Raw genomic sequence first — 24,575 nt, 5'->3', positions numbered from 1 at the left:
TCCTGCGACAACAAGACGATCCGTGCAAGACTTTGGCAATCTCAATAATTAAGGTATAGTAGTCCCATCACCTTTTATTTCTCAACCGGGGGATGGCCGAATGCGACCTGACTGTGGTCGAAGTGTCGCTAGCCGTGAGGAGGCAAAGAAATGCCAAGGATGATCTTTATCAGGCCCGCCGAGACGGATTACTTTCTTCGAGAGCAGTTACTCGGCCGTCATGACGCCGACCTCAACGAAAACGGACGTTTCCAAGCAGAACAGCTCGCCCATTCCCTGGACGCCTATCATCTTTCCTTCCTTGCCCTCAGCCCCCTGCGCCGCGCCATTTCCACCGCGCTGCCGCTCGCCGAAGTTCACGATCTCTCGCCCCATCCGGTGGCCGGCTTTCACGCCCTCGATTTCGGCGATTGGGAAGAACACCGCATCCCCTACATCCGCCACGAGGATCGCATGCGGTACGAAACCTGGTTGACGGATCCCGATTTTCCCGCGCCCGGCGGCGAGTCGTTGCGCGAGGTTTACGCGCGGGCCTACCCGGAATTGGTCAACATCGTCCAGCAGACCCGTCAAGGGGAAACCATCGCCCTGTTGCTGCAGGATGCGGTCATGCGGGTCCTGTGTTGCGGGGCCCTGGATCTGCCGCTCGAAGCGGCCAAACGCTTTTCCATGGATCACGGCGGTTATGCGGTGTTCGAGCGCATCTACCCGAAGGGTCCCTACCAGTTGATCGCCTGGAACCAAACCCATCACCTGGCTACCGGCGCGATTGCCGGCATGGGTGCCGACGAAACGATCGAGATTTGAACCGACCGGAATCCGGGCTGGAGAACCCTGTCTGTTTGTCGCTTCGGAACCAGGGTGAACGGTCGTCCTGTTATTCTCCGGTCGTGATTCCCTCCATTTTTTGACGACTCCCGGTCACACCTCGGTGGTATAGTGCGCGGAATGTTCGGTGTCGTGCCGATCATCACCGCCCCGTGACCGAGGACCAGCCATGAAGCGACCCACCCAAAAGGAATTCCTGCGACTCGCCGTTCCCAACGTCTTGACCAACTTGACGGTTCCCTTGGCGGGTCTCATCGACATGGCGCTCCTGGGGCACCTGGAAGACGTATCGCCCCTGGCCGGGGTGGCTCTTGCCAGCCTCATCTTCGATTACACCTACTGGACCCTGGGCTTTCTGCGCATGGGTACCACCGGCCTCACCGCCAACGCCTACGGTGCCCGCGATCGCGAGGCTTCGGCCGGCGTCTTCGTGCGTTCCGCCTTCATCGCCCTGCTCATCGGGCTGGCGATCCTGGTGTTGCAGAAGCCTCTCGGTGATTTGAGCTTCCTCATGTTGAGCGGCGAGGCGGCGGTGGAGCACCAGGGCCGCCTCTATTTCGACATGCGGATCTGGGCGGCGCCCGCGACCCTGGGCGGTTACGTCATCGTCGGCTGGATGCTGGGCATGCAGCGCGCCCGGGCCGCCTTGTTGTATTCCACCGTCCTGAACGGCCTGAACATCGTGATGGACTACATCTTCATCTACAAATGGGGCATGGGCGCGGCCGGTGCCGGCTTGGCCACCATGGTCGCCTCCTACGGCGCCCTGCTCGTGGGCCTGGGCCTCATGTTGCGCTTCTGGGAAGATCACCCCAAACCGCGACTGTCGTGGCTCGCTGAGCGCGACAAGCTCATGGAACTGATGCAGCTCCAGCGGGATATCTTCATTCGTACCCTTTGCATGATCACTACCTTCTTCCTGTTCACCAACCTTTCGGCCACCTTCGGTCAGGTAGTGCTGGCGGCCAATACGATTCTCTTCCGCGTACTGAACACCGCGGCCTACTTCATCGACGGTTTCGCCTACGCGCTGGAGAGCCTGGCCGGCCGGTTCCAGGGTTCCAATGATCCGCGCGGCGTTCGCCGGTCACTGCTGCTCTCGCTCTACTGGAACATCGGGGTCGTGGTGGTGTTCATCCAACTGTTCTGGTTCGCCGATCGGGAGATCCTTTCCTGGCTGACCCACCATGTGCCGGTCATCGAAGCCGCGCAGCGCTACATGCCCTACGTGAGCCTGTGCCTGCTCATGTCCGGCTTCGCCTATATCTACGACGGTTTCTTCATCGGCCTGACACGCGGCCGCATCCTGCGCAATTCGATGCTCGTCTCGATCGCCGGTTTTGCACCCTTCGCGCTCTACAGTTACCTGACGCAGAACCAGGAGGCGCTGTGGTGGGGCATGACCGCCTTCATGGGGCTGCGGGCCCTGACGCTGGCCCTGGCTTCGCGGCCCTACATGAGTGCCGGACTAGAACCCGCTCGATCCTGACGATTTGCATCACACTTTCCACTGAAAACACCATCGCGAACCTGGTGATCGTGATTCATTTTACAAGCGTTTCCTTTTTCGAACCAAAGGTTACATTTTGTTGGTGATGGCTCCCAAACCGTCATACAATAAATGCTGTTGATCAGGAGGCGATAGTATGTATCGATCGGTTTTGGTGTTTTGCGCAATTTTGTTGACGTCACCGGCTTGGGCCGATGTTCTGGTTCTCAGAAATGGGAAACAATTGAAGTTCCCCGGAACCTACGAGGTCAAGGGACAGTTCGTCGTCTTTTCCAACGAGGCCGGTCAGGTGGTTCAGCTTCCCCTGAAGTTGGTCGATCTGGAAAAGTCCAAATCCGCCACCGCCGAGCTGCACGCCAAACTCGAAGCACAGGCCGAACTGGCCAAAGCACCGCCTCCCAAGAAGGAACAGAAAAAAGAGATGAGCATGGGCGAGATCGCGGCGATCATCGAATCCAACCGTGACGAGGAGAACCAGCCCAAGGACGACATCAGCATCGGTGGCGATAACCTGCGCACCTACGGCGAGAACAATCCCCGTGCGACGGGCACCGAGGCGGCGTTCGTTCCGGTCAACGACGACGAGGCCGACACCCCGGAAAAGGCCAACACCAGACGGGACGAGTTCGCGACGTCCTACCAGACCCTGAACGGCAAGTTGAATCAGGTCAACGCCCGTATCCAGAATTTGGAAGCCAACCTCAGCATTTACGAGACGCAGGCGGCTTATAACGAGGGTCCCACCGGCGGCATGTACGAAATGGCCGAGAAAACCCGCGAGGAAATCACCAAGCTGGAACAGGAGCGCGAAGGCCTTCAGAAGGAAATGAGTGCTCTGGAGCGCAATGCGCGCAAGGCCGGCGTGCGCGACCTGAAGCGTCGCAAGGTGGCGCCCCAAGAGGAAGGCCAAGAAAACAATTAATTTCCCCACGCCATTTGTGGTACTTTGGGAAGGCCAATCGAGCCTTTTTTCAGGAATTGGCGGGCCCCGGGTTGTAAACCGGGGCATTTCTCGTTGTAACAGTTGGTTTTTTTGATGATTTTGGTTCGCTATTTGTGATTTCGGAGATGCACCGCGGGTTGGAGCCCGCTGCGCCGCGCGCCACGAACGACACGATACGTAGCTTTGAGGCTTTACCTTTTGGAACGCGCGCCTTTTCCCATCGATACACCCGGATGAAGAGAGGTGCTCTTCGTCCCATGAATGTTGAATACAGACACTACCTTGTCAGAAAAGAAGACGACGCACTTTGGGTCGCGGCCGCATTCGGCCTACAGACACCAGCGGTGGACCAAGACATGAAGGACCACTCACGCGACCCCGGCGTCCGTTCGCGCGCCATTGCGCGCCATGATTGGATTAGAGAGTTATGTTATTGGATTTGAAACAACAGATTTTGACCTTTTTAGGTTCCAAGGAAGATCCCACCAAATTGAAGTCGATCCTCAAGGGATTGGGCTTGCCGGCCAGCGACCGCCAGTACGTGCGTGCCCTGCTGCGCGAAATGATGCGCGAAGGCCAGGTGGTGAAGAGCGGGTCCCTGTATTGGGTACCCGATGGTAAACGATTGGCGTTGGACATCAAACGCCGCAAATCCCGCGAGAAGGATCAGGTCGTCGGCCGCCTCCAGGTGACCTCGGCCGGGTTTGGCTTCGTGCTGGTGGAACGCGGGCGCGACTGGATGATTCCGGAAACCGGCATGGGCCACGCGATGAACGGTGACGTGGTGGTCGCGCGCCGCGTGGGAACCGAGCGCGGCGGGCGCATCACCGCGGAGATCGTGGAGATTCGCAGCTACGGCCTGCACCACCTGGTGGGCGTGTTCGAACGCTACGGCAAACAGGTTCGGTTTCGCCCGTTCAGCGATTTTCAGCTTCGTCCCGAAATGATGCGTGAATTTCCGGACGACGTGGACGACGGCATGGTCGGCAAATGGACCCGCCAGAAGGACGGTACCTTCGCGTTCGGCGAGCTGCTGGGCGCTTTGAAGGACCCGCTGGTCGACGAGCACATCGTCCTCGCCGAAAACGACATACCGGGCGAGTTCGAGCCGCGGGTCATGGACGAAGTGGCCCATTTCAATCCGGCCTTCGAATTCGAACTCGGCGATCGCACCGATTTCCGCGACGAGCTGGTCTTCACGGTCGACGGGGCCACGGCCCGCGACTTCGACGACGCACTCCATTTCAAGGAGATCGGCGCCAAGGAAGTGGAAGTCGGGGTTCACATCGCCGACGTTTCCGAATTCGTCAAACCCGGTACGGCCCTGGACACCTGGGCCAAGCAGCGCGGCAACAGTACCTACCTGCCTCACAAGGCGATTCCCATGCTGCCGCAAATCCTGTCGAACGAGCTGTGCTCGCTCAAACCGAACGTGCCGCGCTACACCCTGTCGGTGGTGGTGCGGCTCAGCCGCGAGGGAGAGGTGAAGTCCTACCGGATTCACAAGGGCTTGATCTGCAGTCGCTATCGGCTGACCTACGACAATGTCAACGCCATCGGGATCGATCGCGATCCCAACATGCGCGCCGGCTATGCGGAAGTGGTTCCCAGCCTCGACCTGGCCCTCGAGCTTTCCCGCAAAATGCGCAAACGACGCATTCGCGAAGGGGGATTCGACCTGGATCTGGCGGAAACCGTGGTCGAGGTGGACGCCTCGCAACTGATGAAAAAGGTGGTCGAGAAACACCAGACGGATGCCAATCGCATGATCGAGGCATTCATGGTGATGGCCAACGAATGCGTGGCTCGCGACATGACCGAGCGCGATATCACCATTCCCTATCGCATTCACGACGCGCCCGACGAGGATCGGCTGGCCAGGCTCGAGCGATTCCTGTCGTCACACGGTATCGCGGTACCGCACGGGCTCGAGGACGATCCCGGCCCATCCCTGAACGCGTTGCTCGAGGAGCTGCAGGGCAAGCCCAATGCCCAGGTCATGCAGACCCAGGTATTGAAGGCGATGAAAATGGCCGAGTACCTGCCGGAGAACCACGGCCACTTCGGCTTGGCCTCGGCTTGTTACTGCCACTTCACCAGCCCCATCCGCCGCTACGCGGACCTGATCGTCCACCGCCGCCTGACGGCGCTTCTGAACGCCACGTCCGCTGCGGATCTGGACGACGACATCTTCGACGACAGCGGTCTCGAGGAATCCTGCAGTCACATTTCGAATCGCGAGCGTGCCTCCGCCAAGGCCGAAAACACCTACGTGTTGCTTAAGATGCTGCGTCACCTGGAGGACCGCATCGGCGACGACATGGAAGGCGTGATCGACGACGTCAAGGAATTCGGCCTGTTCGTTCGCCTGAACGATTTTCCGGTATCCGGTCTGGTTCACGTGGAAAACCTTCCCGGCGACTATTTCGAGTTCGTGCCCGATATGCTGGCCCTGGTCGGCGCGCGCAACGGACGCGCCTTCAAGGTCGGCGACGAAGTCAAGGTCAAGCTGATGCGGGTCGATTTCCTTTCCCGCAAGATCGACATGGGGCTGGCCTTGAGTCGGATCGAGCGTTTGGAGATGGGTCCGGACGGGCATGCCGGCGGTGAATCGCGGTCGGGTCGGCCGCGTCGCACGGCCGCTTCGGGCGGCAGGGGTGGCGCGCGTCGCAGTGCGTCCGGCCGGTCGAAAGGCGAGGGCAAAAAAGCCCGCACCCCCGGGGCGCTCGCGGGCAAGGGGAAAAAGTTCAAGAAGGTCAAGAAGGGGCCCAAAAAGGGTCGCCGTCGTTGAATGCTCGGTACGCCGGCTTTTCGCCGTTCGCGAGGGGCCGGCTTACTCGTATCAAGGAATCCCCATGCGAGGTCCGCAATCCAACACTCCCAACCAACCTGACCTGATGGATTCGGCCGAGACGGCTCGTGCGAAGCCTTCCGGTTCGGCCGAGTGCCCTGTTTGTGGCGGTACGGGCGCCTATTTCGGGTGTTTCGGCGATACCTTCTATCGCGTAACGGATTACCGGGCGGACCTGTTCCGGTGCGCGACCTGCCGCTCCCATTTCATCTGGCCCCAGCCCACGCGCGAAGCGATCGCGGCCTTCTATCCCACCGGCTACTGGCGCGAACGGGAAGCGTCGCCCGGTTTGCTGACACGCGCCCAAAGCCGGTACGTCGATCTGATGCTGAACTGGGACCTGATGAGCTGGGTGCGGCGCATGAACCTGCCGGCAGGCGCCCACTACCTGGACATCGGCTGTAGTCGCGGCGATTGGCTCGCGCTGATTCGCCGAGCCGGGTTCCAGGTCGAGGGTATCGAGGCCGACCCCAGGGCTGCCGCCTATGCGCGCGACCACCACGGCATCTCGGTGTCGGAAGTCGATGTGGACGAGTGGTCGCCGGAGCCGGGCTCCTACGACGCCATCAGTTTTTTTCATCTGCTGGAACACCTTCGCAAGCCGCGCAGGCTGTTGGCGACCTGTCACGGGGCCCTTCGGCCCGGGGGCAAGATCCTCTTGCGCGTGCCCAATTTCTCCAGTTGGCAAGGTCGGCTGTTCGGCGCGCGTTGGAAGGGGTTGGAGATCCCGCGGCACCTGCTGCATTTTCATCCACGAGCACTGGCCGCGCTGGTCGAACGGGAGGGGTTCGTGGTCGAACGCCTCTCCACCTGGGCCCTGCGCGACGGTCCACCCGCCGCCGCTTCCTCGCTCTATCCCGATGGAGAGCCGACCCGGCGCGAGATTTTGGGGCGCCAGGGTGCGTTTCCGGTGTTGATCTATCTCGGCCTGACCTGGATGTTGACGCCGCTGGAGCGGCTTGCGGCCCTTTGTGGCCAGGGCTCGATGACCACCTTGATCGCGCGCCGGAAAGGGGGCGCCTAGGTGCTGTCTCTACTTGTGGATACATTGGCCTCGAGTGTCCTTGGCGCGGCATTCCGCACCTGGGGCCGAAGCCGGAATCCACGGGGCTTGCCGCCGTTCCAGGCACACCTGGCAAAAACCTTGATAGTGCCCGTCCCACGCCGCGTAACCGGCTATAATGGGCCTTTCGTCCGCTCGCGACCAGCCCATCCCCGCAGCGGCTTCGTTCCCATCTCCCCAACCGCCGGCAACCGCCATCGCCGCCGGTCCCCATCGGCCCCGTTTTCGTGGCGGCCGTTCATTCGAGTCTATTCATTGCAAAGGAACATGTATGTACAAAGGACTTTCCGTCACCGTGGTGATTCCCTGCCTCAATGAGGAGTCCGGCATCAAAGCCGTGTTGGGTGCCGCGCCCGACTGGGTCGACCAGGTGATCGTCGTCGACAACGGCAGCACCGACCGCACCGCCGACGTCGCCCGCGAACTGGGCGCCATCGTGGTCTCCGAGGACTTGCGGGGCTACGGACGCGCCTACATGCGCGGATTCAAACACGCCGAGACCGACATCATCTGTACCCTCGACGGGGACCATTCCTATCCGATTCACGACCTCGGTCGTTTGATCGACGTGTTTTTGGAATACAAGGTCGATTTCTTGAGCGCCTGCCGATTCCCGATTCTCAACCAGGAATCGATGAGTTTCAAACACTGGATCGGCAACAAGATCCTATCCTTCGTCATGGCGATCCTGTTCAAGTTCCCCATCGAGGACAGTCAGTCCGGGATGTGGGTTTTCCGGCGCCAAATACTTGAAAAGATAAATCTTACTTCGCCAGGCATGGCTTTTTCCGAAGAGATCAAGATCGAGGTCATTCGCAACCCGGACGTTCGTTTCAAGGAAGAGCACATCAAGTATTCGGCCCGCAAGGGTGAAATCAAGCTCCAGCCCTACCGCGACGGGATTCGCAACATCGCGTTCCTGTTTCGCAAGCGGTTCCTGGGCTGATTGGGTAGCGGTCACGGCGTGCGCGTCTCGGTTCTCATCGTCAATTGGAACGGCCGCGACCTGTTGCCTGGCTGTTTGGCCGCACTGGCGCGCCAGACCGTGGCGCCTCACGAGATCGTGGTGGTCGACAACGGCAGCGAGGACGGGTCCGCCGATTATTTGCGCGCATGCGATGCGCAGGGGCTCAAGACCCGATTTTTGGGCACCAATACCGGATTCTCGGGCGGCAACAACGTCGCATTCGGAATGGCCGAAGGCGACGTGGTGGCCTTGCTGAACAACGACGCCGAGCCCGATCCCGATTGGATCGCGGAGGCCTTGCCGGCCTTCGAGGATCCCGTGGTGGCGATGGTCGCCTGCAAGGTCCTGCGGGCCGAGGGCGGCACCGTCGACAAGGTCGGTCATTTGATGTACCGCGACGGTCAAAACCGGGGACGCGGTACGGGCCGGCCGGACGACGGCCGTTTCGACATGGACGAGGAGGCCCTGTGGCCCGACGGATGTGCGGGTTTCTACCGCAGGTCGGCGCTCGAGCAGACCTTGACCGACGGCCACCTGTTGGATCCGGATTTCTTTCTGTACGCCGAGGATGCCGAGCTGGGCATGCGGCTGCGTTGGGCCGGGTACCGCTGCATCTATCGCCACAAATCGATCGTCATCCACCGGCATTCGGCCGGGTTGGGCAAATTCGGCCTTCGCAAACTCTACTTTATCGAACGCAACCGGATGTGGCTGCTCGTCAAGACCTTTCCGTTGGGCTGGATTCTGGTATCGCCCTGGTTCACCCTGCTGCGCCACGGTGCCAACGCGTTGGCCGCCTTGCGGGGCAGGGGGGTGGCCGGCGGCGCGGCTCGGGCCCAATCGCCATTTGCCTTGGCCGGTTGTCTGGTACGGGCGCTTTGGGATGGATTGCGAGGGGCTCCGCGTATGTGGCGCAAGCGTTCGGGCGTGGTCAAACGAGTGTCCGATCGGGACATGAAACGGATTCTTCGGACCTATCGAATCTCGTTGTCGGAGCTGACCGGCGAAGATTGAAGGTGGTTCTCCATCGAAGCCGGCGGTGATTGCGAATTTTTACCACCGAGTCGCCGCCCAGGCCGGGGGCCCGGGTTTCAGGTGGGTAACTAATCGAAGCGAATCGTTTGGGAGTTCCCGCATTTGTGAGAGGGGCGTCGTTGCAGTAAGTTGGCCCGCCGGGCCGACATTTTTCGACGAACTCCCCGCACATCCGCCTTTTTAGGTTTTTATCTTTATCTTCGAGCTTTACAGAGTTTGTTACATAAGAGGGCACAGAGGGACGGAGAAGACTTAATCATCCTAAATTAGGAAAGAAACGCTCGGTTGGTTTCTTGGGGCAAGATGATTTTGTCTGCGAACTCAAGCATTTTCGCGGAATCGGCTCCACAATAGTGCCGGGCACTCTAAAAAATCGGGAGTACGGGATCAGAGGGTGGTTTTTTAATTCGTGTCAATCTGTGTAATTGGTGGACAAACTTGATGATCCGAATCGAGGCTTGGGTCGAATGCGTCGGCACATCGTCGAAGGCCGGTGAATCGTATTAAACAAATGGAAATAAGTGGCTTGGATCTTTGTGTTCTCAGTGTGCCCAGCGGTGAGAATAACCTTCTCCCAAAAACGGAATGGATGGCCGAATTCGGGTTCGCCTCCAGCTAAGCCCCTCTCGGATTTGACGTTAATTAATGGTACCGACAGTCGTGAAAGGGTGACACAGATCCTAACAAATGCGGTTTTTTCGACGTTTTGGCCGAGACATTCGCCGCGAAGCGTGCTAAAACGTGCCGGGCTCATCCGGAAGAACCCTCCTCGTGGGGTTCCGGGAAATCGGAAAGGTCCGGATCGAGGTGTGCCGCATGAGGCGCATCGGGCGCGAACTGCTTTTCAGTCAAGATGTTGCCCCTCCGGGTGCAAGGTTGAAGGTGATTCAGCTTTACCTCTTGATAACAGTTGTGACCCCTCCGCGGCCGGTGCTAGAATCGGATAGTCCACCAATAAAAACTCCGAGTATGCTGATCACCCCGATTTTCTGAGAATGTAGTTTCTATGAGTTTAAAAATGGAGGTCCATCACCTCATGTCTAGATTACTGTTTTCTTGTGTTCTTCTCGGTTTTTTGGTCGTGCCCGGACTCACCGCGGCAGACAATTTAGAGGACATCAACTTCCCACTCAACTCTTCCGTTGTGGTTGACGGCTTTCAGGGATTGGACCTGTTGGCCGAGGTCATGCAGAAGCACCCCAATCTGGATTTGGAAGTGGTCGGCTATACCGACGCGATTGGTTCTGCTACCTACAACAAACGCCTCAGCGAGCAACGGGCGAACGCCGTCAAGCTTTACTTGGAAGGCAAGGGCGTCAGTGCCGGAAAAATTCAAACCAGCGGCCAGGGGATCGATCGGTCCCACGACAACGACAGCCGCGAAGGGCGCTTCCAAAATCGCCGCGTCAGCCTGAACCTGTACGAGACGGTCAACGGCAGTCGCAGCAAGGTTTCCTACAAGCGTCTGCTCTACCTGTTCTTCGGTGAGAGTGGTGCCGCCACCGCCGAGGGCTCGCCGATCAATTTCGGGAAACAGGACGAAATTCTCAAAAAGCTTTCAGACCTGGAGCAAGAGGTCAAAAACCTGAAGACGAACCTGGGTATGGCGGTCGGCCCCGACGGTAACGGCGATGCCCCGATGCCGGTATCGCCCGGCGTCGGTGGGTTGCACGGCAAGTTCGGGTTTGGCGACAATTACTCCGGTGTCAGTTTCGGCATCGGCGTCGATGACGACAGCGACTTTACCGGCGTCATCGAAGGCCTGTACTTCAAGCCGGTGGGCAACCAGTTCGCCCTGCAGCTCCAAGGCGAGATCAGCCGCTTCGAGCACGAAGATCAGGGTCAGTTCGACGCCGCCTTCATCTACCAACACGGTTGGTTCAAGCTGGCCGCGGCGGGCTCCTACAAGTACGCCAGTGTGGACGGCTTCGAAACCGCTCGCATGGGTCAGGGTGCCTTGATCGCGGACATCAACTTCGACCGCGGTAAAGTCGGCCTGTTCGCGACCACCGCGTTTGCCGACGGCGACATCGTGGGTGAAGTGCCGCTGGATAACCGCGGCGCCTTCGTTCAAGAGTGGTACGTGAACGTACCGGCCCAGTTCGGCCTGAACTTCGGTTTCTCGATCACGGATCGCGTCGACTTCGGCGGCCACTTCGGTGCCATCGACGGCGAAACCAGTTCCGACCTTTCGGCGGACCTGAAGCTTGACGTCCTGGTGGGTGAAAACCTGTCCTGGTACCTGCAGGCGGAAATGAACGATTCCCACCTGATCAACGACGACAAGTACCGCTACCTGACCGGTCTGAAACTGGGTTCCTGGTCGCGCGTTCGCTACGGCACTTCCGATCGCGTCACGCCGATCGAAATTCCGCGCGTTCGCTACGAGATCCTGGGACGCGCCGTGCGCAAGGGCAATACGGCACCGGTCGCCGAGGCGGGTCCATCTCGCTCGAACGTCGCGGCCGGCAACGTTGTCCTGGACGGCTCCCAGTCATTCGACCCCGAGGCCGATGCCATCACCTATCAGTGGGTTCAGATCAGCGGTCCCAGCGTCGACATCCAGAATGCCGAACAGGCCGTCGCCAGCTTCGAGGGTGAAGCCGGTGCGACCTACGCATTTCAGTTGACCGTTCGCGACACCTTTGGCGAAACCAACTCCGACGTCGTCCGCATTCAGATGGAAGAGGCGCCGATTCCGCTGCCCTCCGTCTCCTACTTCCGCGCGACGCCCGACACCATCAACCTGGGTGGGATTTCCAACCTGTCCTGGCTGGTCAACGACGCCGACACGGTCACCATCAGCGGCCTCGGCGATGTCAGCCCCGAGGGCGTGGTCTTCCTGAGTCCCGAGACGACCACCACCTACACCTTGACCGCCACCAACGTCACCGGTTCCGTCACGGCCGATGTGACCGTCACGGTCAACCAGCCGGCTGGACCTTCGATCGGGTTCTTCACCGCGACGCCTGACGAGATCAAGGCCGGTGAGTTCACCACCCTGTCCTGGTCCACCCAGAACGCCGACACCGTCACCATTTCCGGCTTGGGTCAGGTCGCCGCCACCGGCACCGTGATTCTCACGCCGGAAGCGACCACCACCTACACCTTGGAAGCAAGTGGCAGCGGTGGTTCCGATACCGCTTCGGTGACCGTCACCGTGGGTCCGCCCAACCGTCCGCCGGTTGCCAGCGCGGGTGCCGACATCAACATCTTCAACGCCCAGACCGTGACTCTGGACGGTTCGCTCTCCAGCGATCCCGATGGCGATACCTTGAGCTATCAGTGGTTCCAGATCTCCGGACGGGCCGCCACCCTCACGGGTGCCGAGACGGCCAATCCCTCGTTCATGGCTGAAAGCGGAACCTACGTCTTCCGTCTGGTCGTGCGCGACACCTCCGGCGGCGTCGATACCGACGATGTCCGCGTCACGGTCGTGGAATTCAAGAACTGATATCGCGGCGGGTGCCGAGCGCGCCCGCCCTCAACCCATTCCGAGAAGAACCCCAAACCGTCTGGCACGGTTTGGGGATTTTTTGTTTTTGGTGGCTGATCGCGAGTCGAATTCGCAGTGCCCGCATTCTGGAGAGTGGCGCAAGGCCTGTAGGTGAGGGGGCCGCCCAGGCCAGCCTGCTCCACCAATCGAAGCTCGTCATCCAGGAGTGCCCGAATCCAGGAGGGAGTTGCCATGGCAGTAGGTTGGCCCGCTGGGCCGACTTTTCGAAGGGCGGCCGTTCGCAGGCCCAGTATCCGAAGAGCGCGACCAGGCCTGTAGGTGAGGGGGCCGCCCAGGCCAGCCTGCTCCACCAATCGAAGCTCGTCATCCAGGAGTGCCCGAATCCAGGAGAGAGTTGCCATGGCAGTAGGTTGGCCCGCTGGGCCGACTTTTCGAAGGGCGGCCGTTCGCAGGCCCAGTATCCGAAGAGCGCGACCAGGCCTGTAGGTGAGGGGGCCGCCCAGGCCAGCCTGCTCTACCAATCGAAGCTTGTCATCCAGGAGTTCCCACATCCTGGAGAGGACTGTGCTGACTTAGCCGACATTTCGAAGCGGTTTGACGACCAAGCATTTACGTCTCTTAATGGAGGGTCTTGCCTTTCCCGATTCGGGAACTTTGAACCTCGCGATTTCGGTAAAGCGCCACGATAGAGTTTTTACGCTTCGCTTATGGACGTAATTTGTTGCTGTTGCATGGGTTGCTTCGATTGGTTGAGCAGGCTGCTCAACCAACAGGCATGACGTCTCTCTTTCGATGCGGGCACTTCGGGTAATGATCGCTTCGACGTGTCGGCCCAGCGGGCCAACCTACCTGGCCTAGCGTCACTCTTCGAAATGCGGGGTCTGCCAGCATGCGCCCTTCGAAATGTCGGCCGGGCCGGCCAACCTACCGCGACGACGCCTCTCCCGGTGTTGCGGGCACTTTAGGCGGGGTCGCCCCGACGCTCTTTCGAAGCCGCTCACCTCATCGCGACCAGGGTGACCTCCGCCGTGGCGCCTCGATCGGGTCCATCGCTGGTCAGGGTCAGGGTGCCTTCCATCTCGGCCATGAAGTTGGCGCAACGGTGCAGATCGTAGCCGCTGTGATCTTTCTTGGTGGTGAACCCCTGTTGGAACAACCGCTCCCGAACCTTGGCGTCGAAACCGCACCCGCTGTCCCGCATGATGACGTGAACCCAGTCGTTCCGCTTGAACAGGTGGATCTCCAGGGATCGATCGGTCTTCGCGGTTTCGGTCATGGCTTCGATCGCGTTGTCGATCAAGGCCACGAAGACGTGGATCAATTTCAACTTCTCGCCCAAGATGTCCGGAACGTCGGCGATGCGTTTGGTGACGCGTACATCCGCCCGCTGAAGTGAACCGGCGCGCAGGATCAACACCTGTTCGATCAAGGCCTTGGCCTGGAGCCGGTCTCGAAAGGAAACCGATCCGGCTATCTGCTCCTGGGCCTTGACGATGTCGCGCAGCACGCGCACCAGGTCTTCCAGTCGATCCAGTTGCGCCAGACCCTCCGTGCGCTCCGACGTGTAGGCCTCGCCCAGGCGCGCATAATAGGCTCGCAGGCGCTGTTGTCGATCCGCCTCGGCCGCTTCGCCCTGGGCCAGGTCGTCGAGGACCTCGTCCAAAACGCGATTGGCCTTGAAGATGCCGACCATTTTGGAGTTCGCCAGGAGCTGCTTGACCAACTGGGTCGAGATGACCACCGAGTTGAGTGTATTGCCCACATCGTGAAGGACGCTGGTCGCGATGTCGGCCATGCCGGCCAGGCGCGCGCTCTCCACCAAGTCCCGCTGGGCCTTTTCCAGCTCGTGTGTGCGCTTGGCGACCAAGCGTTCCAATTTCTCGGCGCGCAGCACCAGGAAACGGGTCGCAAAGCGGTGTGCGGCCCAGATCATGGCGGCCAAGGCCAAAATGAGCAACGATTTGAACCAGCGCGTCTGCCAGACCTGTGGCGCGATCCGAAACGCCACCGAAGTCGCGTTACTCACCTGGCCCAGGTGGTTGCGGGCGCGCAGGTGGAATCGATAGGCGCCCGGCGGCAAATTGGTGTAGTCGCGGTGTTTGGCGAAGGTCCAGGGCAGCCATTCGGGATCGAATCCCTCCAGATAGAATTGGTAGGCGATTTTGTCCGAAAACGCCAAAAAATCCTGGGCGAAGGCAAACCGCAGCGCATTGCGATCCGGCGCCAATTCCAGGATTTCATCCGCTTTCGAGGTCTGCATGAACGCGATCGGTTCTCCGCTGCCCGGTGTGTGAATCGCGGCAATGCGGGCGCGAAACCGCCTGTCCCGTGTCTGCATATCCCCGTTGTAGGCCAAGACACCCTGCGGTGTCACGAACAGGACCTGGCGACCATCGTCGATCGGCACGATCGTGCTGGCGAGGGAATGGGCGAGCTCGCTTTCTCCATTCTGCGACAGGCGACGGCGGTTGGCGGGCCCCACCAGGTGGAATACCTTCTGGGATGCCTCGCTCGGCGTCCGGTCGCTGAAATCTCTTCGGGCCTGTAGCCAAACCTCGCCGTTCGGGGCGGTGACCAGGTGCTCCAGGCCGGTGTCCGGCTCCAGGAAGGCGTCGAAGACGGTCGCGCGAACCATGCGGTCCGAAGCCGGGTCGTAGCAGTAGTTTCCCTTGGTGGTCGTGACAAACAGTTCGCCATCCAGGAGAAAGACCTTGGATTGACTGTCCTCGGGAAGCCCCTGGGCCTTGCCGTAGTGTTGCATCGACAACAGGCGACCGGTCTCGTAGTCGAGCCGTACCTTGAAAGCGCCCGCGGCCATGTTGCTGATCCACAGATCTCCGTTTTTCGTTTCGACCATGAATTCGCAGTTTTGCTCGAAACCTTCCACCGCTTGCAGGTCCGACCAATCTCCATCGACGCGCCTCATCAGCTTCAGGCCGTTTCGGGCCCCCAAAACCAGCCGGTTGGCCGCCGCGGCGGGAATCAGCATGGAGAAAACCGGTGATTCGATAGCGGTCATGATCGATGCACGCTGGTTCCGAATGCGGAAGACTTCCTGTTTGGAACCGACCAGCAGATCGTCTCCGTCTGCCAGGAAACACCAGCTCGACGACTGGAAACCGGGTACCAACGTGAAGTGCCAATCGTCGGTCAGGCCCGAGTGAGGTGGGGTCCAGGGACGTGAGAGGACGCCGCGAAACGTTCCCAGGAACAGGCGATTTTTGTGAAGGGCGGCCGTAAAGGGGGTTGCCTCGATGCCCATGCGCTCGGGAAACCGGCTGATGGGGTTGTAGAGATCGACCATCGAGATCCCGTCGTTGGTGGCGACCCAAAGGTGATCGTGGCCGTCCATGCCGAGGTGGAACACGCTGTCGTCGGCGAGGCCGCGTTTCTTGTCGAGATGCAGCAGAAAGCGACCCTCGCGGTTCATGACCACCAGCCCGTTCAGGCGCGTGGCCAGTGCGAACCGATCCTCGTTCAGGCGAATTCCCTGGTAGAGGTTGTAATCCTCGAAAAACGTGGGGGCTTCGGGGTGGAACCTTTCCAACAGCTCTTTCGGGTTGGCGGCGTCGGGGCGGTAAAGCCAGGTTCCGTGGCGGTAGGTGCCCATGAAATAACGGCCCTCATCGTAGGGCAGGAACACGTGTAATCGCTTGTCCGAAAAAAAATCGCCACCCGGAACGGGTTCCAGCCCCGCCTTTCCCAGTTTCTGAAGACCGACCCCGAACTCGCGAATGTACAGGGCGCCATCCACCTTGAACGAGGTGTGGAATTGATTTTTCGGTTCGATGACGTCGAAGGTATCGGCCTCGGTGCGGTAACGGAAGAGCCCGTTGGGCGTGACGAACACCACGCCGTCTCGGGTGTCGTGAATGCCCCAGACATGCCGAAACCCGCGCGCTTTCTCGGGCAATTTCGGCACCAGGGACTCCAGCGACCAGAAGCGGTCGCGGTGGAACCGCACCCGACCCAGTTCTCCCTCGGCGCCGTAGAACAGGCGGCCCTGGGCATCGCTGGCGATGGAACGCATGATCGATCCGTTATGGGGCCGCGCCAAGCGCCAGGTGGCGCCGTCGTAACAGAGCAAGCCCCACGTATTGGCGAAGAAGAGACGCCCCTCGGGGCCGACGTGAATACTCCAGTTCTGGCCATGCCCGCCGGTGACCTCGGCCGGAAAATTCTGAATGAAGGGAACGCCGACGGGATTGAGGACGGTGAGCGCCAACCACAAAGTGACCATGTGCATGGCGGATATTCTGCCACAGGAAGGTGGGCAAGGATACGGAATAGGCGCGGTGAGCGGGGAAAAGTGTGGGGGTGTGGCGGGCAGGGTAGGGGGTGGGAGAAGCGTGGTGGGGTGTTACAGGAGGTTTGCGTAGAGGGGAGCGTGAGGGAGATCACATAAAGGGGTGGGGCGCTTGTTTTAGTAAGTTTAATGACTAAACTAAATTTCATTGCAAATTTACATATGGCCCTTGGTTCTCGTCGCTGTTTTCTCGATCTTTACATGGTTCATTCTTGCGACTGTCTTGATTTTCGTGGCCCCGCACCGCTTCTTTTGAATGCATGCTGCCGATTCTCCTCCCTTCGAAGGATCTACCACGCCCTTCGTTCACCACCTAATTTGGGCTTCCGCTCCCGCTGGAGGCCTTCCTATGAGGAGATTCAGTGTGTACTCGAAAAAATTAAGTCTCGTTTTGTCGCTCTCGTTTCTTTCGACGTTTGCCGTATGGGCCGTCGACCGCATCGATCTCGCCCAGCGCCCGGAGCTGGCCCGCGAGGCGAATCGTCACCAATCCGCTTCTCTGGCGCAGTTGCTCGACCTGCCCAAGAGCGAATCCCTGGAGTACCTGCGCAAGGTCGTCACGGTTGAGGGCCAGGCACATACCCGCTATCGCCAAACGTTCCACAGGGTCCCGGTTTGGGGCGAGCACGTGGTCGTGACCACGAAGAAGGGAACGGTTCAGCGTATGGACGGCCAGCTCCTGCGGGGTCTGGACGCCGAAGTGCGCACGCTCGTGCCGGGGCTCACCGCGGTCGAGGCCCTGGCCGCCATGAAGAAGGCCACGGTCAACCGGCATTTGGCTGCCGATTCTTGGCGCTTCGAAAACGAATCCACCGAGCTGGTCATCTACGTCGATGCCAAGGGCAAGGCCCACTTGGCCTACGAGGTCACCTTCTTCGCGGACACCCGTGGCGGTGCCAATCCCACCCGGCCGGTGTACCTGGTGGCCGCAGACGATGGCGAGGTACTGCTGGCCTACGACAACCTCAACCACGCGGACGCAATTGGGCCGGGCGGTAACGAGAAAGTCGGGCGGTACCTCTACGGCACCGACTTCGGCCCCATGGAAGTCACCCAGGCCGGCGATACATGCACGATGGAAAACGCCAAGGTCCGTACCCTGGACATGAATCACCGGACCTGGGGCGGAGACGTCTACGAATTCACCTGTCCGGAGAACACCTACAAGGAAATCAACGGCGCCTACAGCCCCTTGAACGACGCCCACTTTTTCGGAACGGTCGTGTTCGACATGTACGACCAGTGGTTCGACACCGCGCCGCTGACGTTTCAGCTCACCATGCGGGTCCACTACGGCACCAACTACCAAAACGCGTTCTGGAACGGCTCCTCGATGACCTTCGGCGACGGCGGCACGGCGTTGTACCCCTTGGTGAGCCTGGATGTTTCCGCGCATGAAGTCAGCCATGGCTTCACCCAGCAGAATTCGAATCTCATCTACCGGAACCAGAGCGGGGGCATCAACGAGGCCTTTTCCGACATGGCCGGCGAAGCGGCCGAGTACTTCATGACCGGCAGCAACGATTTCCTGATCGGTTCGGAAATCTTCAAGCAGGGTGTGGCCCTGCGTTTCATGGAGGATCCCACCCGCGACGGCCGTTCGATCGGCAGCGCCCTGGATTTCGTGCAGGGCATGGACGTGCACTACAGTAGCGGCGTCTTCAACCGGGCCTTTTTCCTCTTGGCGACCACCGACGGTTGGGACACCGAAAAGGCCTTCCGCGTGTTCGTTCGCGCCAACCAGGCCTACTGGACGCCGAGCACCAACTTCCAGCAGGGTGCCGATGCGGCCGTGAACGCGGCCAGGGACCTGGGATTCGACCTCGTGGCGGTTCGCGATGCCTTCGCCGGCGTGGACATCACCGTGGACATCGGGGGCGACGGCGGTGATGGCGGTGACGGATCCGACGACGGGTCGGATGGTGGCGACGGTTCGGACGGCTCTGACGGAAGCGACGGATCGGACGACGGTTCGGACGGCTCTGACGGGAGCGACGGATCGGACGGCGGTGACGGCTCTGATGGAAGCGACGGATCGGACGACGGATCGGACGGCGGTGACGGAAGCGACGGATCTGACGGCTCTGATGGTGGCGACGGCGGAGACGGATCGGACGATGGAACCGATGCCGGTGACGGCGGTGACGGTGGCGACGGCGAAGAGCCTCCCTGCGAAAACTGTGCGGAATACGCCGGCACCCTCACCGGCACCGGAGATTCGGTCTGGCTGCCGAACCAGCAGTACTACTACGCCAAGGCCGGCACGCACCAAATCTGGCTCCGGGGTCCGGAGGGCACCGATTTCAACATTCGTCTCTTCTACTTCGGCAGCAGCAACTGGTGGGAGGAAGTCGCTTCGGGCCAGAGCTCCGACTCCCGCGAGTACCTCGAATTCGAAGGCAAGCAGGGTTACTACCACATCACCGTCGAATCCGCCGAGGGCGGTGGCGCGTTCACGGTGTGGGCGGCATACCCGATCTGGCCTTGAACAGGTCTGGGCATCGGGGGACCAGCCTTGGGTGCCCATTCAACCGACCCTGAGTCAAAGCATGGGTCTTGGGTCCGGCCACGGAGGTGGTCGGGCCCTTTTTCGTGGTGTCCGAAGCTTCGTATTTGGGTGATTTTCCCCTTTTCAGGGTTTTCTGGAGGGCGTTGCCGATGCGCTCGATCTTTTGCGCAGAGATGATTTCCGGGTCTGTTCCCGACCGATTCTATCGGCTACAATGCAAGGCAGTTCCGCTGTTTTGAGGCCCGAGGGGTTGGGCCGGAAAAGAACGAGGCGGATCGAGGGAACCGGGGATGTGCCGCCTTGGGGATTTCTGGCGGGGCACCGGTCGAAGCATGAATTGGGGAGTTTTTCGGGGTCCGTAATCGCCGGTGGAAGGCCGGCCACAGATGCCCTTCGGTAGGGGTTGTGCCCCCGGCACGGACGGCACGTCGCAATGTGCGTCGGCATCGAATGTCGGCAGTGCCTGATCGCTGTCGGTGTGAAGGGCCCGCCAGTGGCGAACGTCCACCAGCGCCGGTCGTTTTCCGGGTCTGTCCAGGATCTCGGGATGGGAACCGAGCCGAAACATCTCTCCCAAAGCATCGATCGTTCCCAAAAACCGCGACACTCGCGGTGCTCCCGATACGAGGTATTTTTGGGGGAAGCGATGAGGGGTGAGGCTGAACAGCGTCCCGGCCGGGTTGCCATTGTACCCGGGTTGGCGTTTGTCTTGATTTTGGCGATTGCCGGTCGCTGGATGCACCAACTGCTCCCTGGCGGTTGGGGCAAGCTGTTGGGCGAAGCGGTACTGGGCATGGGGATCGGCCTGTTGATCGGCAACGCGGTGCGCCTTTCGCCACGATTCCAGCCCGGCATCCAGATGGCCTTCGGTTTGATTCTGAAAACGTCGATCGTGTTGCTGGGTGCCCGGATCTCGCTGCAACAGATCGCCGAGATCGGCTGGGGCGTGGTGCTGTTGATTCTGCTCTTGATCGGCCTGGCGATGGGGCTGACGCGCATGCTGGCCGGCGCGGCGGGGATTTCGCCGAAGTTGGGATTGCTGATCGGTGTGGGTACCGCGATTTGCGGGAACACCGCGATCACGGTCACGGCACCGGTGATCGAGGCCGCCGACGAGGAGGTCTCGTTCGCGATCGCCACCAACACCTTGTTCGGTACCTTGGCGGTGTTCGCCTACCCGTTGCTGGGTCGCCTGCTGGGGTTCACCGATCACTTTTTCGGGATTTGGGCGGGCACCGCGGTCAACGACACCTCGCAGGTGGTGGCGGCGGGCATGAGTTACAGCCTGGCCGCGGGCGAGTTGGCGACGGCGGTCAAACTGACGCGCAACGCCCTGATGGGCTTCGTGATCGTGGCGATCGGCCTGTGGTTCCACCGCGATAGTGAGGCGCCGCCCTGCCCGGGTGGGCGTTCGGGCCTGTGGCTCAAGGTCAAGCGTTCGGTGCCCTTGTTCGTGTTCGGCTTTTTGGCGATGGCGTTGTTGAACAGTTTCGGCGCCTTCGACGCGCTGAGCGAGATGACCGGACGGAACCTCATCTCGGATTTGACCGGCACGGCCAAATTCCTGATTTTGATGGCGTTGGTCGGCGTCGGTTTGAATACGCGCTTCGACAAGCTGCGATGCCTGGGGGTGTGGCCGTTGGTGATCGGGTTCGCGGCCTCGCTGACGACGGCGGTCACCAGCTTCTGCGTGCTGCGCTACGTGCTGCACGTGTGAGCCTTGGGCCCGCGGGCAGTTCCCGCATCCCCGAAAGTGTTGCCATTGCAGTAGGTTGGCCCGCTGGGCCGACATTTCGAAGGGCGCATGCTAGCAGTTCCCGCAATTCGATGAGAGGCGAGGTGCCTGTAGGTGAGGGGGCCGCCCAGGCCAGCCTGCTCCACCAATCGAAGCTCGTTGTCCAGGAGTTCCTGAATCCAGGAGAGAGTTGCCATTGCAGTAGGTTGGCCCGCTGGGCCGACATTTCGAAGGGCAGCCGTTCGCTGTTCCAGTACCTGAAGAGAGCGACCAGGCCTGTAGGTGAGGGGGCCGCCCAGGCCAGCCTGCTCCACCAATCGAAGCTCGTTGTCCAGGCGTTTCCGTAACCTGGAGAGTGCTGTCATTTCCGTTGAACCGGTCAAGGTCAGTAAGCAGGTCGGGTCGACATTTCGATACAATTCGAACCCGGAGCATACGCATATCAAAGTGGGACGTCCTGCCTTTATGAATGCAGGAACTTTGAACCCCACGACTTCGCCGGGGCGTCACAAGGGCGTTTTCTCGCTTCGCTCTCAGGCGTAATTAGTTATTTCTAAAAGAGTTGCTTCGATTGGTGGAGCAGGCCCCCTCACCTACAGGCACTTCGCCTCTCTCTCGATACGGGAACTGCTAGCATGCGCCCTTCGAAAAGTCGGCCGGGCCGGCCAACCTACCGCGACGACGTCACTCTCTCCATGCGGGGACTCCGGGTGGCATCGCTTCGATCGCGCGTCGTCGGCCTACACCGACGACGCGCATCTCCGCCACTATTTCTTGTTCGGGCGGACGACGAAGTTGATCAGTCGGCCCGGCACGAAGACTTCTTTGATGAGCGTGCAGCCGTTCAGGTGGGCCGCGACGCGGGTCAACTCGCGCGCTTTGGCCAAGGCGTCGTCCTTGCCGATCTCGGCCGGCGCTTCCAGGATGTCGCGCTTCTTGCCGTTGACCTGCACCACGATCTGAATCAGGTTCTCGCGGGCCAACTCCTCGTCGTATTGCGGCCAAGACTCCAGGCTGACGCTGCGATCGTGGCCCAGTGCGGACCACATTTCTTCGGCCGCGTGCGGCGCGAATGGCGCCATCAACTTCACCAGCGTCTCGATGACCACCCGCGGCTTGGCGTCGGCCTTGGTCAGGGTGTTCGTCAGCACCATCATCTTCGAGATCGCCGTGTTCATGCGCAATCCCTCGATGTCCTCGGTGACGCCCTTGATCGTCTGGTGCATCAGCTTTTCCAGTTCGGGTCCGCCGACACCGTCGCTCAGTCCCGGATTCAGGCCCTCGCCCTCTTCGTGCATCACCAGGCGCCACACGCGCTCGATGAACCGCCGCACGCCCTCGATGCTCTTGGTGTTCCACGGCTTCGAGGCCTCCAGCGGACCCATGAACATCTCGTACAGACGGAAGGCGTCCGCACCGAATTCGTGAATGATGTGGTCCGGGTTGGCCACGTTACCTTTGGCCTTGGACATCTTCTCGATCTGGAACTTGAGGCTGGCGCCGGTTTCCTTGTGGATCGCCTTGTTGCCGTCGAAATCCACCAGGTCGGCGTGTACGTAGCGACCCTCGTCGTCCTTGAAACTGAAGGCCGTGATCAGGCCCTGGTTGATCAGCTTCGTGAACGGTTCCTCGGTCGAGACGAAACCGGCATCGAACAGCACCTTGTGCCAGAAGCGGGCGTAGAGCAGGTGGAGTACCGCGTGCTCGGCACCGCCCACGTACAGGTCGACCGGCATCCAGTACTTTTCCCTGGCCGCGTCCCAGGCCTTTTCCGGATTGCGTGGATCGACGAAACGCAGGTAGTACCAACAGGATCCCGCCCACTGGGGCATGGTGTTGGTCTCGCGGCGCCACTTGGTTCCATCCTCTTCGAATTGGACCCAATCGGTCGCCTTGGACAGCGGCGGTTGCGGGTTTTCGGTCTTGGGCGGTTGGTAATCCTCCACCTCGGGCAGGTGCAACGGCAGCTTCTCCTCGGGCAGCGGATGGTGGTTGCCTTGCTCGTCGAACATGATCGGGAACGGCTCGCCCCAGTAGCGCTGACGGCTGAACAACCAGTCGCGCAACTTGTAGTTGATCGTCGCTTGACCCTTACCCTGGGCTTCCAGCCACGCGATCATCTTTTCCTTGGCCGCGGGCACGTCGAGCCCGTCCAGGAAGCCCGAGTTCACCACTTTCCCGTCGCCGGAATAGGCTTCCACCGTGATGTCGCCACCGCTGACGACCTCGATGATCTCGATGCCGTGTTTGGTGGCGAATTCCCAGTCACGGCTGTCGTGACCCGGGACCGCCATGATGGCGCCGGTGCCGTAGGACATCAGGACGTAATCGGCGATCCAGATCGGGATCTGCTTGTCGTTGGCGGGATTGATCGCGTAGGCGCCGATGAATACGCCCGTTTTCGACTTGTCCAGTTCGGTCCGCTCGAGGTCCGACTTGCGGGCCGCTTCCTCGCGGTAGGCTTTCACGGCTTCGCGATGATCCTCGCTGGTCAGGACGTCCACCAGCGGGTGCTCCGGCGACAGAACCATGTAGGTGGAGCCGAACAGCGTGTCCGGGCGGGTGGTGTAGACCCGGATCGTTTCTTTGCGGTCGGGCAATTCGAAGACGATGTCCGAGCCCTTGGAGCGGCCGATCCAGTTGCGCTGCATGATCTTGATCGATTCCGGCCAGTCCAGGTCTTCCAGATCTTCCAACAGACGATCGGCGTACTCGGTGATTTTCAGCATCCACTGGCGCATCGGCTTGCGGATGACCGGGTGGCCGCCACGCTCGCTGAGGCCGTTGATGACTTCTTCGTTGGCCAGAACGGTCCCCAGTTCCGGGCACCAGTTGACCGGGACCTCGGCGATATAGGCCAGGCCCTTTTTGTACAGTTGCAGGAAGATCCACTGCGTCCACTTGTAGTAATCGGGGTGGGTGGTGTTGATCTCGCGGGCCCAGTCGTAGCTGAACCCCAGCGATTTCAACTGACGCTTGAAATTGGCCACGTTGTTGGCGGTGGTGGTCGCCGGATGTGTTCCGGTTTTGATGGCGTATTGTTCTGCGGGAAGACCGAAGGCGTCCCAGCCCATGGGGTGTAGCACGTTGAACCCGTTGGCGCGTTTGTAGCGGGCCACGATGTCGGTGGCCGTATAGCCTTCCGGGTGGCCCACATGCAGGCCTGCGCCGGAGGGGTAGGGAAACATGTCCAACACATAATACTTGGGACCCTCGAGCGTTTCCGGTGTCTTGAAGGTCTGATGTGTGTCCCAATATCGTTGCCATTTGGGTTCAATCGCTAAGTGGTCGTACTTCGGCACCTTTGTTCTCCTATCTATCCCGAAACAAAACTCAAAGCTCCTATTCTAGCGGGAATGCCTGAACCTGGT

The 24,575-nt window shown here is 60.5% G+C and carries 13 protein-coding genes; 11 read left to right on the top strand and 2 right to left on the bottom strand.

From position 1 onward, the window contains the following. The first annotated feature begins 150 nt into the window (after positions 1–150). From J3U87_RS34795 to J3U87_RS35105, 8 genes are all read left to right on the top strand, one after another. Positions 151–807, top strand: a complete 657-nt coding sequence (locus J3U87_RS34795; RefSeq protein WP_237380817.1) for a histidine phosphatase family protein — start codon at positions 151–153, stop codon at positions 805–807. A gap of 190 nt (positions 808–997) precedes the next feature. Beyond that, a complete protein-coding gene (locus tag J3U87_RS34790; protein WP_237380815.1) occupies positions 998–2,317 on the top strand; it encodes an MATE family efflux transporter in 1,320 nt (439 codons plus the stop codon). 157 nt (positions 2,318–2,474) lie between these two features. Next, positions 2,475–3,260, top strand: a complete 786-nt coding sequence (locus tag J3U87_RS34785; RefSeq protein WP_237380805.1) for a hypothetical protein — start codon at positions 2,475–2,477, stop codon at positions 3,258–3,260. A gap of 448 nt (positions 3,261–3,708) precedes the next feature. Further along, the gene (rnr, locus tag J3U87_RS34780; RefSeq protein ID WP_237380803.1) at positions 3,709–6,072 is read left to right on the top strand and encodes a ribonuclease R; all 2,364 of its coding nucleotides are present in this window, start codon (positions 3,709–3,711) and stop codon (positions 6,070–6,072) included. Between the two features lie 64 nt (positions 6,073–6,136). Continuing rightward, a complete protein-coding gene (locus tag J3U87_RS34775; protein ID WP_237380801.1) occupies positions 6,137–7,156 on the top strand; it encodes a class I SAM-dependent methyltransferase in 1,020 nt (339 codons plus the stop codon). 310 nt (positions 7,157–7,466) lie between these two features. Continuing rightward, on the top strand, positions 7,467–8,141 hold the full coding sequence (locus J3U87_RS34770) for a glycosyltransferase family 2 protein (RefSeq protein ID WP_237380799.1): 675 nt from the start codon (positions 7,467–7,469) through the stop codon (positions 8,139–8,141). Further along, positions 8,142–9,176, top strand: a complete 1,035-nt coding sequence (locus J3U87_RS34765) for a glycosyltransferase family 2 protein (RefSeq protein WP_237380797.1) — start codon at positions 8,142–8,144, stop codon at positions 9,174–9,176. It abuts the gene before it with no gap. A gap of 1,057 nt (positions 9,177–10,233) precedes the next feature. After that, a complete protein-coding gene (locus J3U87_RS35105; protein ID WP_272932446.1) occupies positions 10,234–12,651 on the top strand; it encodes a PKD domain-containing protein in 2,418 nt (805 codons plus the stop codon). A gap of 1,000 nt (positions 12,652–13,651) precedes the next feature. Here the strand turns inward: J3U87_RS35105 and J3U87_RS34750 are convergent. Next, a complete protein-coding gene (locus tag J3U87_RS34750) occupies positions 13,652–16,900 on the bottom strand; it encodes an ATP-binding protein (RefSeq protein ID WP_237380795.1) in 3,249 nt (1,082 codons plus the stop codon). Between the two features lie 409 nt (positions 16,901–17,309). Here J3U87_RS34750 and J3U87_RS34745 point away from each other — a divergent pair, with 409 nt between their 5' ends. The 3 genes from J3U87_RS34745 (at position 17,310) to J3U87_RS34735 (ending at position 21,551) form a co-directional block, all read left to right on the top strand. Further along, the gene (locus J3U87_RS34745) at positions 17,310–19,448 is read left to right on the top strand and encodes a M4 family metallopeptidase (RefSeq protein WP_237380793.1); all 2,139 of its coding nucleotides are present in this window, start codon (positions 17,310–17,312) and stop codon (positions 19,446–19,448) included. Between the two features lie 454 nt (positions 19,449–19,902). Next, positions 19,903–21,186: a YeiH family protein gene (locus tag J3U87_RS34740; protein WP_337249547.1), complete on the top strand. Its 1,284-nt coding sequence runs from the start codon at positions 19,903–19,905 to the stop codon at positions 21,184–21,186. A gap of 122 nt (positions 21,187–21,308) precedes the next feature. After that, positions 21,309–21,551: a hypothetical protein gene (locus J3U87_RS34735; RefSeq protein WP_237380789.1), complete on the top strand. Its 243-nt coding sequence runs from the start codon at positions 21,309–21,311 to the stop codon at positions 21,549–21,551. Between the two features lie 420 nt (positions 21,552–21,971). On the opposite strand, the gene leuS is transcribed toward J3U87_RS34735, so the two are convergent. After that, the gene (gene leuS / locus J3U87_RS34730) at positions 21,972–24,506 is read right to left on the bottom strand and encodes a leucine--tRNA ligase (protein ID WP_237380787.1); all 2,535 of its coding nucleotides are present in this window, start codon (positions 24,504–24,506) and stop codon (positions 21,972–21,974) included. Positions 24,507–24,575: the final 69 nt, after the last annotated feature.

Origin of the sequence: Sulfidibacter corallicola, from assembly GCF_017498545.1 — a bacterium.
Lineage (GTDB): Bacteria > Acidobacteriota > Holophagae > Acanthopleuribacterales > Acanthopleuribacteraceae > Sulfidibacter > Sulfidibacter corallicola.
This window is presented reverse-complemented; position numbering and strand designations above follow the sequence as displayed.